The sequence below is a fragment of the Blautia hydrogenotrophica DSM 10507 genome, assembly GCF_034356035.1.
GTDB classification, from domain to species: domain Bacteria; phylum Bacillota; class Clostridia; order Lachnospirales; family Lachnospiraceae; genus Blautia_A; species Blautia_A hydrogenotrophica.
Genome location: NZ_CP136423.1, coordinates 1,354,011 through 1,370,717, shown reverse-complemented (window position 1 = coordinate 1,370,717; position 16,707 = coordinate 1,354,011). Strand labels below are relative to the sequence as shown.

Sequence of the window (16,707 nt, the reverse complement as noted above, 5' to 3'; positions counted from 1 at the left end):
TTTCTCCTCCATAAAAACCTTTTTTATATAACTGTTTTTGCTTGCATCACTCTATATAAAATCCATCAGCGACATCTGATTAGAATTTGGAATATCTCCAAACAAGTGCATATCATCCATCAAATCAATCACCGTTTTGCTGACTTTCGTACGAATTCTGAAATCATCTTTAGACAAAAACGTTCCCTCATTGGCCGCCGCCACTACCGCATCCGCGGCTTTATCCCCCAAACCTTCAATGGCGTCCAAAGAAGGCATCAGTTTTCCATCAATAATCTGAAAGCGATGAGCCTTTGCCTTATACAAATCCAAAGGCATAAACTCGAACCCCCTGGCGTACATCTCCTGGACAATCTTCATGTCCTTGACCATATCCTGCTCCTTCTTCGTGGCCGCATCTCCCTTCTTATGTATTTCATCCATATAATATTCCAGCTTCTCTTTTCCCATACACATCACCTCATAAGAAAAGTTCGTCGCACGGATACTGAAAAAAGCCGCGTAGTATGCCAGCGGATAAAATATCTTATACCAGGCAATTCGATAGGCCATCATGACGTAGGCTGCCGCGTGGGCCTTAGGAAACATGTAGGAGATCTGTTTGCAGGACCAGATATACCAGTCCGGTACATGATTTGCCTTCATGGTCTCCTCCCATTCCGGCTTCAGCCCCTTTCCCTTACGCACACTTTCCATAATCGTGAAAGCCTGGCTGCTCTCCACTCCCTGGTTAATCAGATAGCCCATAATATCATCACGGGTACAGATCGCCGTGGAAATCGTCGCTTTTCCCTGGCGTATGAGCTCCTGGGCATTCCCCAGCCATACATTGGTCCCATGAGACAACCCAGAAATTCTGACCAGGTCAGAAAAACAGGTGGGCTTCGTATCCTGAAGCATTCCAATAACAAAGTCTGTGCCAAATTCCGGAATTCCCAGACAGCCCAGAGGGCACCCTCCAATATCCTTGGGCTCAATCCCCAGCGCTTTCGTACTGGCAAACAAAGACATTACCTCTGGATTGTCCAAAGGGACCTCCTTTGCATCGGTGCCAGTCAAATCCTCTAGCATACGAATCATCGTCGGATCGTCGTGTCCTAGAATATCCAACTTCAGCAGATTTCCATCAATAGAGTGGTAATCAAAATGTGTTGTGATAATGTCAGAGTTCACATCGTTTGCCGGGTGCTGCACCGGTGTAAACTTTTCAATCTCTTCTCCATGAGGAAGCACAATGATACCACCTGGATGCTGACCAGTGGTTCTACGAATCCCAGTACATCCCTTTACCAATCGGTTAATCTCGCAGTATCGTTTAGGTTGTCCATGTTCCTCAAAATAGTTTTTTACATAGCCAAAAGCTGTCTTCTCCGCCAGGGTTCCGATCGTTCCTGCCTTAAAAGTGTGTCCCTCCCCAAAGATCACCTCTGTATACCGGTGAGCTACCGCCTGGTACTCTCCGGAGAAATTCAAGTCGATATCCGGCTCTTTGTCCCCTTTAAATCCCAGAAAAGTCTCAAAGGGAATATCAAAACCATTTTTGTTCAGCTTAGTCCCACATTTGGGGCAGACTTTATCCGGCATATCACAGCCTACCTTACCCACGAACTTTTTCACATCCTCCGAGTCGAAATCACTGTACTTACATTTAGGGCAGACGTAATGAGGCGGCAAAGGATTTACCTCCGTGATTCCCGACATGGTAGCTGCCAGAGAAGAGCCCACAGACCCTCGCGAACCCACCAGATACCCGTCGTCATTGGACTTCCACACCAGCTTCTGAGCAATGATATACATGACCGCATAACCGTTGGAAATAATAGAGGTCAACTCTTTTTTTAAGCGCTCTTCCACAATTGGCGGCAGCGGTTCTCCATAAATTTCATGTGCCTTATTGTAACAAATATCTCTTAAATCCTGATCGGAATTTTCAATTACTGGAGGACACTTATCCGGATGAATCGGAGACACTTTGTCACACATATCTGCAATCTTCAAAGTGTTGGTAATCACCACTTCTTCTGCCTTCTCGCTGCCCAGATAAGAAAATTCTTCCAACATCTCCTCCGTAGTTCGAAGGTAGAGTGGCGCCTGATCATCCGCATCCCCAAATCCTTTGCCACTCATGATAATTCTGCGGTACACCTCATCTTTAGGGTCCATAAAATGCACATCGCAGGTAGCCACCACTGGTTTCTGGAACTGTTCTCCCAGTTTCACGATCTTCCGATTCATCTCTTTGAGATCTTCCATGGAATGAACCTTGTCGTTCTTTTCATCAGCAATCATGAATTTATTGTTCCCCAATGGCTGAATCTCCAGGTAGTCATAAAAGTTCACCAGCCTCGCAATCTCCTGGGGAGACGCATCCCTTAACAGTGCCTGGTACAACTCTCCAGCTTCACAGGCACTACCAATAATAAGACCCTCTCGATGCTGTTCAAACACACTTTTAGGCACTCTCGGCCTGCGGTTGTAGTACTTCAAATGTGACAGTGATACCAGCTTATACAGATTAATCCGTCCCGCCTCGCTAGAAGCAAGGATAATCGCATGATAAGTAGGCAGCTTCTTCACCGTGTTCTCAGACACAGAGCCCTGACAGTTAAGTACATCCACATTCTCAATCTCACGGTCTGCCAGCATCTTCACGAACTTCACAAAAATATCCGCAGTACAGGCAGCGTCATCCACCGCCCGATGGTGATGTCCCAGCGGAATCTCCAGCGCCTTTGCCACGGTATCCAACTTAAACCGATTCAGAGAAGGCAACAAAAACCTGGCCATGCCCACAGTATCTATGTAGGTAAAATCATGGGGAATTCCCAGCCTGTCACAATTAAATTCCACAAAACTCATATCAAAATCTGCATTGTGCGCCACCATCACAGCCCCGGAACAAAATTCCAGAAATTTCGGCAGCACCTCCTCAATCACCGGCGCGTCCATGACCATACTGTCATTGATACTGGTCAGCTGCTCAATTCGAAATGGGATTGGGACCTTCGGATTTACAAAAGTCGAAAAGCGCTCCACAATTTTTCCATCTTCCACTCGGACCGCCCCAATCTCAATAATCTGGCAGCTCATGGGTGAAAAACCAGTAGTCTCCAAGTCAAAGACCACGAAAGACCCTTGAAGGCTCTGGCCTTTGCCGTTCACCACCATCCCTTTCATGTCATCCACTAGATAGGCCTCCATCCCATACAGCACCTTAAAATCTGCATCCTTGGGAATATTCCAGGTTTCATGAAACGCCTCTGGGAATGCCTGCACCACACCGTGATCTGTAATCGCGATTCCCTTGTGTCCCCACTCATAGGCACGCTTTACCAATTCTTTTGCGTCGGTCACTCCGTCCATATCACTCATCTTTGTGTGACAATGAAGCTCTATGCGTTTTACTGGGCTGTTGTCCTGGCGTGCCGAGCGAAAATCCGGAATTTTCTTAATGCCAGTCAATGAGGCAATCGTCAGCTCCCGGTCAAAACGATCAATGGCCGTAATTCCTTTTAATTTCAAAAAGGCTCCCTTTTTTATGCTCTCTCTCATCTCGGGCACTAACTCATTTCTCATAAACAATTTGACCGTGATACTGTCCGTAAAGTCTGTGACAGCAAAAATAAATATCGTCTTCTCGCCGCGAATTTCCCGCTCATCTATCTCCATCACCTGCCCACGGATGACTACCTCGCCCATCTCCCCGGTCACATTCTCCAACGGAATGCTTTCCTCGTCAAAGTCCCTGCCGTAGACCAAATCGGCAGGCCGCTCTCTCCTGCGGTTCTTTCCAAAATCAGAAAAACTATCTTTTCTGCCTTTTTTCTCCTCCTCTTCTTGCTTCGCCTGCTGTACTCCTTGATTCTCCTGGACTTTTCGCACCATTTGGCTGACTTCCTGCTGAATCTGAAGCGCTGAATTCTTACGATATTTACTCTCCTCCACCTTCACATAGACAGACTCCACTTTTAAGTCCATTCCACAGCGCTCGCAGAAGACTTTTTCCAGATACTCCACCAGAATTTCCCCTTTCTCATGGGAAATTAATGAATCCGGAAGTGTCAACACCAGATCATGACTGCCTTTAAACTCTATCTTCGCCTGCTGAAACAGATTATACTCCAGCATATTGTAATTTTTCAGCTCCAAGGCCATACTAGAGTGATAGATACCCCAAAAATTTTCAGGGGTGTATTGTTCAGACAGCCGAAACTTCTCAATGACCTTCACCTCGATCGAAATTCCCGGAAAACACTGGCGTAGGATTTCTTTCTCCAACGCCAGGATATGTTTTTTGTGAATCCATCGCTCACTTCGAATATATACTCTCAGGCAAGTCTTATCTGGATTGCAGGCCACCTTTGTGACGCGGACCATTTCCAGCCATTCCTTTAATTCCTCTCCCACTTTCAAACGAGGGAACACCTCAAAGAAATCTTTTTCCATCCTGCCCTCCTACTGCTGCCAGTTCAGCAGTTCCTCTCTAAGACAGTCTAAAAGGTCTGTTTCGGGAACTTTCTTCACAATCTCACCCTTCTTAATCAAAAGTCCATTGCCTTTGCCTCCGGCAATTCCGATATCAGCCTCTTTGGCCTCTCCTGGCCCATTTACCACACAGCCCATAACAGCCACCTTTAAGTCCAGAGGAATGTCCTGTACCATGTTCTCCACCTGATTTGCCAAACCAATCAAATCGATCTGGGTCCGTCCGCAGGTAGGACAAGAGACTACCTCAATGCCTCCGTTACGAAGCCCCAGGGTTTTTAAGATTCTCTTCGCCGCCTTCACTTCCTCTAGAGGAGCTCCGGTCAGTGATACCCTTATGGTGTCTCCGATCCCCTGATTCAAAATAATTCCCAGCCCCACAGCCGATTTAATCGTGCCGGAATACAGCGTTCCCGCCTCCGTGATTCCCACATGCAGCGGATAATCTGTCTCCCTGGCAATCAGCTCATGAGCTTTCGCGCACATCAACACATCTGAGGATTTAATGCTGATCACCAGCTGATCGTATCCCATCTCCTCAATCGTTCTGACCTTATCAAGTGCACTCTCCACCAAGCCTTTCGCGGTCACTCCGTGATACTTCTCCACCAGTTCTTTTTCCAGAGAACCACTGTTTACACCGACTCGAATTGGAACTTTCCGTTCCTTCGCCACGTCTACCACAGCCTGAATTCTCTCACGGCTGCCGATATTTCCCGGATTGATTCGAATCTTATCCGCTCCGTTTTCCATGGCCTCAATAGCCAGTCTATAATCAAAGTGAATGTCCGCCACAAGAGGAATATGAATCTGCCGTTTAATCTCTGACAAAGCCCGGGCAGCCTCATGGCTCGGAACCGCACAGCGGATGATCTCACAGCCCGCCTGTTCCAGCGATAAAATCTGTTCCACCGTCGCCTTCACATCCTCCGTCTTTGTGTTTGTCATAGATTGAATCAGCACAGGATTTCCCCCGCCGATCACCCGGTCGCCAATGGCGATCACTCTGGTATGATCTCGATACATAATCTTCTCCTTCTATTCTATACTCAGCGAATCTCCAGCAATTTCTTCTTCAATTCATCCTCCATCTGACGAATCTCAATCTCCGCCTGCCTGCGCTTCTCGCGTCCTTCCTGCTGAATTCTCATCACTTCGTCCAGCGTATGGATTAAAGAATCGTTCGTATTTTTCAGAGTCTCCATATCCACAATCCCTCGCTCAGCCTCTTTCGCCGTCTCAACAGTGGCCATCTGAAGCGTCTGTGCATTCTTTCTCAGCAGCTCATTGGTCATATCTGTGACCTCTCTTTGTGCTCTGGCAGCCTCTGTGGAATGCGCAATTCCAAGCGCTAGCACCATCTGACTTTTCCAGAGAGGAATGGTATTGACGATCGTTGTCTGAATTTTTTCCACCATAACCGTATCGTTGTTCTGAACCAACCGAATCTGCGGAGCTGTCTGAATGGAAATCATTCTCGTCAGCTCTAAATCATGCAGCTTCTTTTCAAACCGGTTACACATCGTATCGAGATCTTTTGCCTCCTGGGCATCCTCAGGACGTCCTCCCATCTGCGCCTTCGCCATCAGTTCCTTTAATCGTCCCTCTCTCGTTTCTTTCAATTTCTTCTTTCCCGCCAGAATATACATGGAGAGTTCCTTGAAATACACCAAATTCTGGGCATACATCTTATCCAAAATCGCAGAGTCCTTCAAAAGACGCATCTGATGTCCTTTCAGTGCCTCCACAATTTTGCCCACATTGACCTCGGCCTTCTCATAGCGGATTTTCATACTGTTGATACGGTTCGACTGTTTCTTAAAAAACCCAAAGAATCCTTTTTCCTCTTCTGCGTCGAAATTCTTCAACTCATTGACCACACCAGCAATCAGCTCTCCCACTTCTCCTAAATCCTGAGTCTTTACATTCTCCAGAGCAGTCTCAGAAAAATCAGCCATCTTTTTTTGTGTCCCTGCCCCGTACTGGAGAATCTGATTTGTATTTGTCAAATCGATCTGGGCTGCAAACGCATCCACCATTTTTCGTTCTTCCTCAGAGAGAATACTCTCATCCATAGGTTCTGGCTGCCGTTCTTCTGTCAGCACCTGGGATTTTGTTTTTTCTTCTTTTAACATCCCCGGGTCCAGCGTCAAAGTAGGCACATCCTGCTCCAAATCTTTCCATTCTTCTGTCATCGTTCTCTATCCCTTCTTTACTTCATTTTCTGAAAATCGTCTCTCGTAAGTCCCTCCTGGGCCAAAATCGTGTGCAAAACACTGATATCACTGGAGATATCCCAGGCTTCATTCTGAAAAATGGAGTCCAGAATTTTCTCAAAGGCAATATTCAACGTGTCCAGAGTATCCTCAATCTCTTTCTTGGAGTTTCTGATATTCTCCCCTTGCACGGGCTGGGAGACCATCTCTTCATAGGCATCCAAAAGTTTTACCGTGGTGGGAAGATAGTAATCCATTAATTTGTCCAAATCTTTAATCACCTCAGGATGCTCCTTGGCCCTGAGCAGAATTCTCTGCACCACCGTCTCCATGTGGGAAATCTTCTCAGAAATCAGTTCTCCCGGAATCGCTTCGTTGCTCTCTTTGATCTGTCTCAGATAATGAGTCCCTCGCTCTAGCACCTCCTGCACTTCCTGGTCGGAACCAGTCATGGAACTTTTCTCCGCTTCCTGCTCCCTTTGAAGCTCTTCCCGCTGCTTTTGAAGCTTCTGATACTCCTCATAGGTCTGGTTGCTGGTAATCAGCGTAGTTCCACTGGAATCCAAGTGTCCCTGACGGAACCATCCCTTGGAAATCATGTAACAAAGCTCCCTGCGAATCTCTTTTTCGCTTTTTCCCACATATCTGGAAAGCTCCTGAATCTCACAGTAAGTACGTCCGCGCAGTCTGGTACAAAACCATCGAAAATGGTTCACCATTCGGTTCAGCCTCAGTCCCCGCGACAGTACAAATCCTCCCGCGCCTGCGACCAGCAGCATGACCACACCGACGACCAGACCGCTTCCCGCCGACAATCCGCTAAAAAAAGCCACCAGTATTCCCAAAGCCGTAAAGCCTCCGAAAGCCAAAAGCACAGCTCCTGCCATAATTTCCATAATTCCCTGGGCCTTTGGACCGCCGGTTCTGGAATATAACATTCTCTGCATCCTAGGCTGAAGCTGAGTCTCAGCGTTTCTCCTTTGTTCCGGCTGCGCAGGTCTTCTAACCGTTCTGCGCGTATAACCTCTACCCCTTGAGCGTTCTTCAAACTCCTGTCCAAAGACATTCCTTAAAACTTCTCCGCCGTCCCGAACTGCCCTGTCTAGAGTCCTTGTGATATTCTCGTTCAATTGTCTGAAATCCTTTGAATTTATTGCATCCTGAACAAGATTTTGTACTTTATCTCCAAGATCATACCAATCTTGATTTCTCATAACTTGCCTCCACCGTCCGTACATCAGATTTTAACTTTAGATTTATTATAACGGATACCATCGGATAGGGCAAGCCTTCCTTCCCTATCTGTCGCGATACCACTTCCAGCTTATCGCGCAAACCCATATGCCGCCTGTCGGCGGCACTTCCAAAAAGTATAACCTGCGGATTGCCCCGTGCATCGCACTCCCGCAATCCCGACAGGCATTCGCACTCCGGCGCATATGCCTGCGTGCTCATACCTGTTGCCCCGTCCAATGTCTGTGCGTCTCGGCAAGCAAGCTTACCAGTCGCCCAGCCGCTGTCCGGGAGCTTATACAGTAAAAAGGCAACGCAGCCCCACCGCCGCATTGCCTTTTCTAATCACTTTTTCTTTCGCTGATATTTCACAAACGTATACTCCAAATCAAAATAGGTCTGTTCTTCACTGGACGCCGTGACTTCCCACTGTGGGTCCTCGTCCAGATTTGGAAAATAGCTGTCTGCCTCATAGGCATAATCAATCTTTGTCACATGGGCGATGTCACAGTATGGAAGCAGCTGCCGGTACACACTGTCTCCTCCAATGACATAGACATTCTCAGAGTCGTATTTTTTCAGCTCCTCCAAAAGCTCCTCCACACTGTGTACCAAGACCGCGTCTTTGACCTGGTAATTCACATCTTTGGTCAGCACAATATTTGTCCTGCGCTTCAGCGGAAGGCCACCTGGAAAACTCTCTAAGGTCTTTCTTCCCATTACCACCACGTTTCCCGTAGTCGTCTCCCGGAAAAACTTCATGTCTGCCGGAATGCTGACAAGCAATTTATTGTCCTTCCCAATTCCCCAATTCTTATCTGCTGCTACGATGATATTCATCTCGTCCCTCCATTCTTAAATCGCAATCGGTATATTCTTTACCTGAGGTCCTGCCTGATAGTTTTCCACAACCAGATCATCCACCGTAAACTGATAGAAATCTCTCACCTCCGGGTTTAAGTACACCGTCGGCGCCGGATAGACCGGTCTTTGAATCAGCTCCTGAATCACTGGAACGTGGCGATCATAGATATGACAGTCCGCGATCACATGGACCAGCTCTCCTGCCTGCATACCGCAGGACTGCGCAAACATATGCACCAGCAGCGCATACTGGCAGACATTCCAGTTATTCGCCGCCAAAATATCCTGCGACCGCTGATTTAAAATCGCATTCAGTGTCAGCTTCTCACAGCCTGGCTCCTTCGTCACATTGAAAGTCACAGAGTAGGCACAGGGGTACAAATGCATCTCGTGCAAATCTTGGTGCACATAGATGTTGGTCATAATCCTCCTGCTGTAAGGATTGTTCTTCAGATCATAGAGAACCCGGTCTACCTGATCCATCATCCCTTCCTTGTACTCGTGCTTTACGCTCATCTGATACCCATAGGCTTTCCCTATGGAACCCGTCTCATCCGCCCAGCTGTCCCAAATATGACTGTGCAGATCATGAATATTGTTGGATTTTCGCTGCCAAATCCACAAAATCTCATCAAAAGCACTCTTCAGCGCAGTTTTGCGCAGAGTCAGAGCTGGAAACTCTTTTCGCAAATCGTAACGGTTCACAACACCAAATTTTTTGATTGTATAAGCCGCAGTGCCATCCTCCCACACTGGACGTACCTTCTCACCTTCTGTGCTGGTTCCATTTTCCAGCACATCCTTACACATAGAAATAAATACATGATCTGCCAAACTCATCGTCATTTCCTCACTTTCCGTTTTGCCTGCTGACAGTCTGTCATGACGCTGCTTTTGTGTTCTGACAGTCTGTCTCTCCCTTGCCGATGGAGGGTAAGCTATGATTAGTAGTAAGTATTCAGCCATAACAGCTCGGATTCGCTGCTGCGCAGCTTATATCGCCGCATATGCGGCTGAACAGTTACGATTAGTATACCGTAAGTCTCTTTCGCACACAAGATCAAAATAGACAAAGCCGTTTTTTCATGTTATGATAGAACCTATGAGATATCTATATATGATTTTAAAACCTTTTTCTTTTCTTCCGGCACTCGCCATCATGTATCTTATCTTTACGTTTTCCAGCCAGACCGGGGAGGTGTCCGGCGCATTAAGTTACAAGGTAAGCTACAAAGTCGTGCAGATCGCCGAGGCAGCCGATCAGGTCATAGATCTTGGAATCGAACCTGGCAACACCGACTACTATGTTGAAAAAATTCACCCTTATATTCGAAAAATCGCCCATATGACAGAGTATTTCTGTCTTGCTGTGGCCGTAGCCTTTCCCTTTTATGTCTATGGTCTGCGGGGTTTTTTGCTTCTGCTCACAGCAGGCGCAATCTGCATAGGTTTTGCCGGGCTGGATGAATATCATCAATCCTTCGTGGATGGCCGCGGGCCCTCTCTGCGTGATGTGGGAATTGACAGTATCGGCGCGTTCTTTGGAATCATGGTGGTAAAACTTTTCTGTTGGACGACACTGCAGATGCTGCCCAAGCCTAAGAAAAAGAAACGCAGACAGAAGGGTGGTTTTGGTTAATACCAATCTTGGCTCATAACCTCAACCACCCTCTTATACTTTATTTTTCTTCTAGCAAGTCTATATATTCTTCTAAACAAATTCCCATAGAATATATCTCAAGAGCAACTTTCTTGCCGACATATCTGTAATGCCACGGTTCATTGATAACACCCGTTATATCCGTTTTGTCTGATGGATAACGTTTTATAAAACCATATTTGTGAGCGTTTTGGGCAAGCCAGCCATACACACTATCACTAGAGCTTTTTGTGGTATCTGCGTTTATATCAACCGCAATGCCTAACTGATGCTCACTCGTACCTGGTACTGCTACCCACTGTTCTGCAAGTTTTTTCGCCTCAGATTTGGGTTTTCCCTCATTTCTATACGCTTCCATCTTTTCCTCTAACAACTGCTGCTGTTCTTCCTGCGTTCGATACCCCTCTCTGACAAACAAACCATAACCTTGTGCTCGCGCGTCATCAAACATTTCCTGCAATTCTGGATAAATTCTGGAATCTACTTTTTTCCCATTTGATAATTCTGTAAGCGTCATTTCATAATCGTCAGGAATATAATTATCACGATTCACAAGAATCAGATTCCATCCATAATCTTCAGTGGCTGCGTGACGTGTCATACTGTTCAAAGAGAAAGCGGTAAAATCCGAATTGAGAATCAACTTACCCGCAATGATACATAGCAGAATAAAAACCAGAAGACTAAAAAATATCTGAACTTTATGACTTTTCCGTTTTGCATATCGCTTCATCATGCTTTATCTCCGTTCCTTTATAAACTCTATATAAAGGTTATCAATAACTCTTTTAAGAAAATCTCTTTCTTTTCATCGTTCCCACTCTTTTTCCGACATAAAATTTATAACTTCATCGGACATGACTTCTTTTTTCGCTTACTGCCGCAAACAAAAGCGTCATCACACAGGCGCCAATTCCTTTCCCAAAGCTTCGAAGCTGTTCCATCGCCCAGAAAGGTTTCTCTGACTGCAAAAAACGATAAAACTTTTCTCCCTGCTGGTCAAACAGCTCACTCCAAAAAGAAAAATCGGACCACCGGGATGGAATCATCTGCGGGTCTGCCAGATATCTGACAAAAATATAGAAAAGGCCAAAAATCCCTAAGAATAAAACACCCCAGTACAACATCCCTGCGCTCTCTCGAATCTTTTTATGGGTCTCCCTAACGAAGTCTCTGCGAAAAAGCTGTACCCAGAGTGCCAAAACCAGAGTCAACGCCAGCACAAACCCCAGACTTCCCTTCAAAAAACTTCCGTCCACAATCTCACCTTGACAGTTATTTCTCATCAAGAATTCCTGGGCTGCTGTCCAAGAAGCATCCTCCCCTCTGCTCAGGTTCACCCAAGTAAACTGCTGTTCGTCCCCCGCAGAAAACAAAGCCTCTCTTTCCCTAGTACGCAGAACCTGCCTGACTGTATAAGCTCTCCCACCCATGGTGATCTCTTTTCCTACCGCCTGTACTGTGCCGAACAGCTCCACAGCCGTCTTCTCATCCAGAATGCAACCGTCTAAATCTTCTTTAGACAACGTGTGAATCCTCTCATCATAGAGATTCCCATCTCCGTATATTCCCACACAGGAAACTTCCGTATTTCTCATAAGGGTCGGATTTTCCATCTGCCTTTTTCCCAGGCTTCCCCAAAACAGGCATCTGAAAGGTTCCTCCAATTTTTCTTCGGAATGCAGAATCTGCTCCGCCTCTTGTACATCCAAAAAATAATTCTGAAGCTTTACACAGATTACGTTTTCATTTTGCCCCATCTCACCTCTGGCACTCACTGCTAGCAGATAAAAAGCTGCCGCCAGCGCCAGGCACAGTCCCTGCCAAATTTTTTTCATTCCTCTTTCAGCCGGACCCGGCTGCCCTCCTGAATCTCCCTGTCCGTATCTACCACAACCTGCTGATCTTTGCTCAAAACCCCACTTTTCAGGGCCGCTGTCGTCTCATTTTTTTCTTCTACTTCCACTGAAATTTTCCGGACTTTTTTTACTGTTCCCAGCACGGAATCCGCATCCTCAATCACATAGACAAAATATTTAGAGTTCTCTTCATAAAGGGCTGTCAACGGCAAACAACTATCGTAGACCTTTGACTCCTTGATCAGTTCAAACTCTACATTCTCTCCAATCTCTATCTGCGAGGCAGGTACAGAAAAAACAAGATCTAACAAAGCCGCATCTTCCTCATTACTCTTCACACTCATTAACGTGGCTTGAGTATCTAGCTTTTTGCCGTCCGGTCCGGTCAGCTCTGCTTTTGCCCCCACATCCAAATATTTCTCCAAGCTAGAATCAATGGATGCCCTGATTTGATAATTTTTCGATTTTTTTGCCAAAAGAGCGGCCGCTTCCTCTGAAGTCACCCCTCCTGTCTTCACATTCCACTTGCTGACCGTCCCGTCTGCTGGAGCGTATACTTTTCCTTCTTTTTGCCAAAGAGCATTTATCTGGTCTAATTCCAACTGCTTCTGTTCCACATTCAATTGTTGAATCTGCGCCGTACTGTTCTTCTCTATGGGAAGAGATGCACTCTCTAGAGCCTGTCTGGCTGCGGATATACTTTTTTCCCGCTCCGTGAAAGCCAGCTCCAATGCCTTTTCTTTCTCATAGATTTCATCCAGCAGACTCTGTTCCGATTCCTGAGCAGACTGCCCTTCCCCAGAAAAACTGCTTTCCGAAGTATTATAAAAATCGTTCAGCTTTTCCCTAGCCAAATCCAAATCCTGCTGAGCCATAGCCACTGCCTGGTCCGCACTCTCCACTGCCTGGTCGTAATTCTCCCTGGCATGGGAGATCTCTTCCTCTTGCTTTTCTTGTGTAGTCTTAGCCTGACTGTCTGCGTCTTCTTTGGTTAGCTTCGCCTGCTCTAATTCCGTCATCAGAGAACTTCTCTTTTTCTTTAACGTATTTAAATCCACTTGAAACAAGAGCTCTCCTTTTTTCACCTGTTCTCCCTCTTGCACATTCAAAGAAGAGACCTTCATCTCTGGGACTGTGAATACCGCCAGCTCTCTACTGCTCTCAACTTTTCCATTCCCACTGACACTGTAGTCGAGCACCGTCTTCGTCACCGTTTGCGCTGTCACCTGAGCCACTCGAAAAGAATCCATACTCCTTGAAAATACAGTCAGAAGACACATTGCCAAGAAAAAAATTCCTAAAGACTGTACTGCTTTTTTTCGATTCATACTTTACTCCTTTGTAGCTGTAGCCAAAATCCCCTGTTCCAGATACTCCTGTCCAGCCAGAAAGACCAACAAAGCTGGAATCAAGACCACGATAGACGTGGCAAATGCTAACCCCGCCTGCTCCATTCCGATATTTGGAAGAAACAAAGACAACGGCCACAGAGACTTCGTTTTTAAAAACGCCATCGGCTGCTCAATCAGATTCCAGTACTCCAAAAAACCTAATACCATTGCCGAGAGGATTCCCGGTGAACCCAAGGGAAGACCAATTCTCCAAAAAATCTGAAAATTTCCAGCACCATCTAGTTTTGCTGCTTCAATCAGACTGTCCGGCACTCCTGCGAAAAACCGATACATGATGAAGACTGGAAAAGTTGAAAACACCGCCGGAAAAATAATCCCCGCCTGTGAATCTAAAAGCGACAGCCCATCCAATACCAGATAATTTGACAGCATCAGTACTTGAAACGGCATCATCATCAATGCAATGTACAACGTAAACAAAAATTTTCTCCCGGGGAATTGAAACTTTGCCAGCCCCCAAGCTGCAGGCACAGCTACTAACAGCTGTCCTGCCAAAATCCCCAAAGTCATTTTCACGGAATTCCAAAACATCACAAAAAACTCCGGTGTGTCCAAAAGAAGTTCCACATAGGATTCCATAGTCGGATATTCCGGCAGCAGTCTTCCCGCCACATAGCCTTTTGTCTGACCAAGTACCGGAGCTAACAATTCTTTTAGTTCCCCCTTTCCCATCAAAGAGCCTACCAGCAAATACAGAACCGGAATCAGCATAAGCAGCCCAAAAACGGTTAAAATTATCGTACGGAACGTTTTCATCTTTCTTCCTCCTTTACATTCCAAGCCTTCTCCAAAAAGCATACCAATACAAAAATTACAATACCTGTGACAACTGCAGCGGCAGCCATCTTATCGAAAGCCATATCCCGATACCAATTGTTAAACAAATGCTGGAGTAGATACATATTCTCATTGGGATAGTCCCCTGCCACCAGATAAGCCTCCCGGAAAACTTTAAAAGAATTCAGCAAAGACAACACCGTGATTGTAAATAAGGATGGCAGTAAATTCGGCAGAGTAATTCTCCAAAAGCACTGCCAGGAACCGGCGCCGTCTACTTTGGCAGCTTCATAGATACTAGACGGAATAGACGCCAGCCCAGCCAACCATAAAATTACATCGTACCCTAAATTTCTCCAGATATAGCTGAAGACCAGCACCCAAAAAGCACTGGAAGAATTCATCCAATCCACTTGCGTAAGATTTAGGCTGTGAAACAGTCCGTTCAAAAGTCCCTGGGAATGAAACGCCACCTTCCAAAGAAGAACTACCGATGCCACCGGAATTGCCATAGGCAGTAAAAAAGCACTTTTTAGTGCCTGCCTGTACTTGATCTGTCCATATAACAGCAATGCCGCTCCCAACGACAATGCCAGCAGCAGAGGAATACAAATTCCCACAAAGCGCAACGTATTTTGGGCTGCTAGGCGAAAAGCAGTATTCTCAAAGACCATACGGTAATTTTCAAGTCCCGAGAATCTTCCTGTCACTGCCTCGCAAAAGGAACGCCGAATCACATCCAAAAAAGGCAGAAACACAAAAATCCCCACTCCCAACAAGCTAGGAAGCATAAACAGCAGCCCCTTCCACTGGGGTCTTCCTTTATATGTCGCATTTCTTCTCCTGGACAGCTTCACTCCTCCATGCTCCATGCTCTCACCGTCTTTCTCCTTTGATTTCCATACTCCAAAAGTACCATACCTATCTCTAAAGATTCTCTAAAATATTTCCCGCAATCGGCAAACGCTTTTCCTGCAAAAGCTCTACCTGGCATAACCTTTTTCCCAAGAGGATATACTACTATTAGAAGCTCTTACACTGCCAGATCAAAAGGAGGTGTCCTTATGCTTTTCCTGATTTTGTTTCTCTTTGTCGCTTTTATTGACCTCTGTTTGATTCGTTGTTTCTCAGAGTATGACCGTGAACAATCCGACCGTTCTCAGGAAGTCTTTGTACAAAACCATTCCAAAAAGCTCTCCCGTTCCTCCTCCCGAGACAAAAAGTAACTTTTGCATCAGCTAGCTCACAGCTTTGCTGTTCGCTGTCTGTTGCCCGGCAAATGCCTGCCCGTGCAAGCACGGCAGGTCTTCGCTCCGCTATGGTCCGTGCTAGACGCGTGCCACCGGCACGCAGCACCGTTTGCCGGGCTTATCGCGTAAACCCTCATGCCGACTGTCGGCGCATACGCCTACGTGCTCATACCTGTTGCCCTGTCCAATCTCCGTGCGCTTCGGCATCAAGCTTGCCAGCCGCTGTCCGGGAACTATAAGCTACGGATTGCTCTGTGCATCGCACTCCCACTGTCCGGAAGCTTGTACAGTAAAAAAAGACTGCCGCACCCTAAATTTTGGACACACAACAGTCTTTTTCAATATTTTTCTTCCCTCGCAATTCGTAACTATTCAGCCATAACAGCTCGGATTAGCTACTGCGCAGCTTATATCGCCGCATATACGGCGAAATCCTCACTTATGGCTAAGCGCCATATGCCTGATAAGAGACAAACTTCTCTGCAAGCAAGCTTGCTCCGGATTTTCGCTCTTATCAATCGTATAGCTGAATAGTTATCACAATTCAATTTGCTTTCCCAAATTATAGTAGGTATAAGTTCCCTGAGCCAGAAGTCTTCCGTTCTCATCCGTGATCTTCACCTCAAAAACACTGATTCGTTTTCCATACTTTATCACTTGTGCCTGAGCAATCAGCATCTTCACATTCATCGCCGGCGACAAATAGTGAATGTTTCCATCGACCGTGGTGGAATAATAACCGTAGGAAGAGGAAGCAGCCCCTGCTACCGTATCTGCCAAACTAAACAGACAACCTCCGTGAACTGACCCCACGAAATTCATATGCTTTTCTTCTACCCGAAGGCTCACCCTCGCATATCCTTCCCGAATCTCTTCTGTGCAAATTCCCAGCTCTCTCGCAAAACAGTTCTTTTCATCTCTTACCTGAATTAATTTCTCATAATCCATCTC

14 protein-coding genes are annotated in these 16,707 nt (G+C 46.2%); 1 reads left to right on the top strand and 13 read right to left on the bottom strand.

The window, feature by feature from the left end:
• Positions 1-51: 51 nt before the first annotated feature.
• The 6 genes from BLHYD_RS06415 to thyA all read right to left on the bottom strand — a co-directional run bounded on the left by BLHYD_RS06415 (position 52) and on the right by thyA (position 9,638).
• On the bottom strand, positions 52-4,446 hold the full coding sequence (locus BLHYD_RS06415) for a PolC-type DNA polymerase III (RefSeq protein WP_005946405.1): 4,395 nt from the start codon (positions 4,444-4,446) through the stop codon (positions 52-54).
• A 9-nt stretch (positions 4,447-4,455) separates the two neighbouring features.
• Entirely contained in the window at positions 4,456-5,511 is a 1,056-nt protein-coding gene (gene ispG, locus BLHYD_RS06410) for a flavodoxin-dependent (E)-4-hydroxy-3-methylbut-2-enyl-diphosphate synthase (protein WP_005946403.1), read from the bottom strand.
• Positions 5,512-5,534: 23 nt separating this feature from the next.
• Positions 5,535-6,680 carry a toxic anion resistance protein gene (locus BLHYD_RS06405; RefSeq protein ID WP_005946401.1) on the bottom strand — a complete coding sequence of 382 codons (1,146 nt, stop codon included), beginning with the start codon at positions 6,678-6,680 and terminating at the stop codon, positions 5,535-5,537.
• Between the two features lie 17 nt (positions 6,681-6,697).
• Complete coding sequence (locus tag BLHYD_RS06400; RefSeq protein WP_005946399.1) at positions 6,698-7,915, bottom strand: 5-bromo-4-chloroindolyl phosphate hydrolysis family protein; 1,218 nt, start codon at positions 7,913-7,915, stop codon at positions 6,698-6,700.
• 364 nt (positions 7,916-8,279) lie between these two features.
• On the bottom strand, positions 8,280-8,774 hold the full coding sequence (locus tag BLHYD_RS06395) for a dihydrofolate reductase (protein WP_005946395.1): 495 nt from the start codon (positions 8,772-8,774) through the stop codon (positions 8,280-8,282).
• A gap of 15 nt (positions 8,775-8,789) precedes the next feature.
• Positions 8,790-9,638, bottom strand: coding sequence for a thymidylate synthase (gene thyA / locus BLHYD_RS06390; RefSeq protein ID WP_021846005.1), 849 nt, complete (start codon positions 9,636-9,638; stop codon positions 8,790-8,792).
• A gap of 277 nt (positions 9,639-9,915) precedes the next feature.
• Here thyA and BLHYD_RS06385 point away from each other — a divergent pair, with 277 nt between their 5' ends.
• Positions 9,916-10,437, top strand: coding sequence for a VanZ family protein (locus tag BLHYD_RS06385; RefSeq protein ID WP_242648372.1), 522 nt, complete (start codon positions 9,916-9,918; stop codon positions 10,435-10,437).
• A gap of 40 nt (positions 10,438-10,477) precedes the next feature.
• Here BLHYD_RS06385 and BLHYD_RS06380 read toward each other — a convergent pair whose 3' ends face one another.
• The 7 genes from BLHYD_RS06380 to BLHYD_RS06350 form a co-directional block, all read right to left on the bottom strand.
• Positions 10,478-11,191: a M15 family metallopeptidase gene (locus tag BLHYD_RS06380; protein WP_040350405.1), complete on the bottom strand. Its 714-nt coding sequence runs from the start codon at positions 11,189-11,191 to the stop codon at positions 10,478-10,480.
• 115 nt (positions 11,192-11,306) lie between these two features.
• Positions 11,307-12,296: an ABC transporter permease gene (locus BLHYD_RS06375; protein WP_260784517.1), complete on the bottom strand. Its 990-nt coding sequence runs from the start codon at positions 12,294-12,296 to the stop codon at positions 11,307-11,309.
• Positions 12,293-13,645 carry an efflux RND transporter periplasmic adaptor subunit gene (locus BLHYD_RS06370; protein WP_005946368.1) on the bottom strand — a complete coding sequence of 451 codons (1,353 nt, stop codon included), beginning with the start codon at positions 13,643-13,645 and terminating at the stop codon, positions 12,293-12,295. Before BLHYD_RS06370 ends, BLHYD_RS06375 begins: the two co-directional genes overlap by 4 nt.
• A gap of 3 nt (positions 13,646-13,648) precedes the next feature.
• On the bottom strand, positions 13,649-14,485 hold the full coding sequence (locus tag BLHYD_RS06365) for a carbohydrate ABC transporter permease (protein WP_005946366.1): 837 nt from the start codon (positions 14,483-14,485) through the stop codon (positions 13,649-13,651).
• Positions 14,482-15,378, bottom strand: coding sequence for a carbohydrate ABC transporter permease (locus tag BLHYD_RS06360; protein WP_260784518.1), 897 nt, complete (start codon positions 15,376-15,378; stop codon positions 14,482-14,484). The genes BLHYD_RS06365 and BLHYD_RS06360 overlap by 4 nt, the downstream gene beginning before the upstream one ends.
• Positions 15,360-15,500, bottom strand: a complete 141-nt coding sequence (locus tag BLHYD_RS06355; RefSeq protein ID WP_005953693.1) for a hypothetical protein — start codon at positions 15,498-15,500, stop codon at positions 15,360-15,362. Before BLHYD_RS06355 ends, BLHYD_RS06360 begins: the two co-directional genes overlap by 19 nt.
• A gap of 793 nt (positions 15,501-16,293) precedes the next feature.
• Complete coding sequence (locus BLHYD_RS06350) at positions 16,294-16,704, bottom strand: PaaI family thioesterase (RefSeq protein WP_005946109.1); 411 nt, start codon at positions 16,702-16,704, stop codon at positions 16,294-16,296.
• Positions 16,705-16,707: the final 3 nt, after the last annotated feature.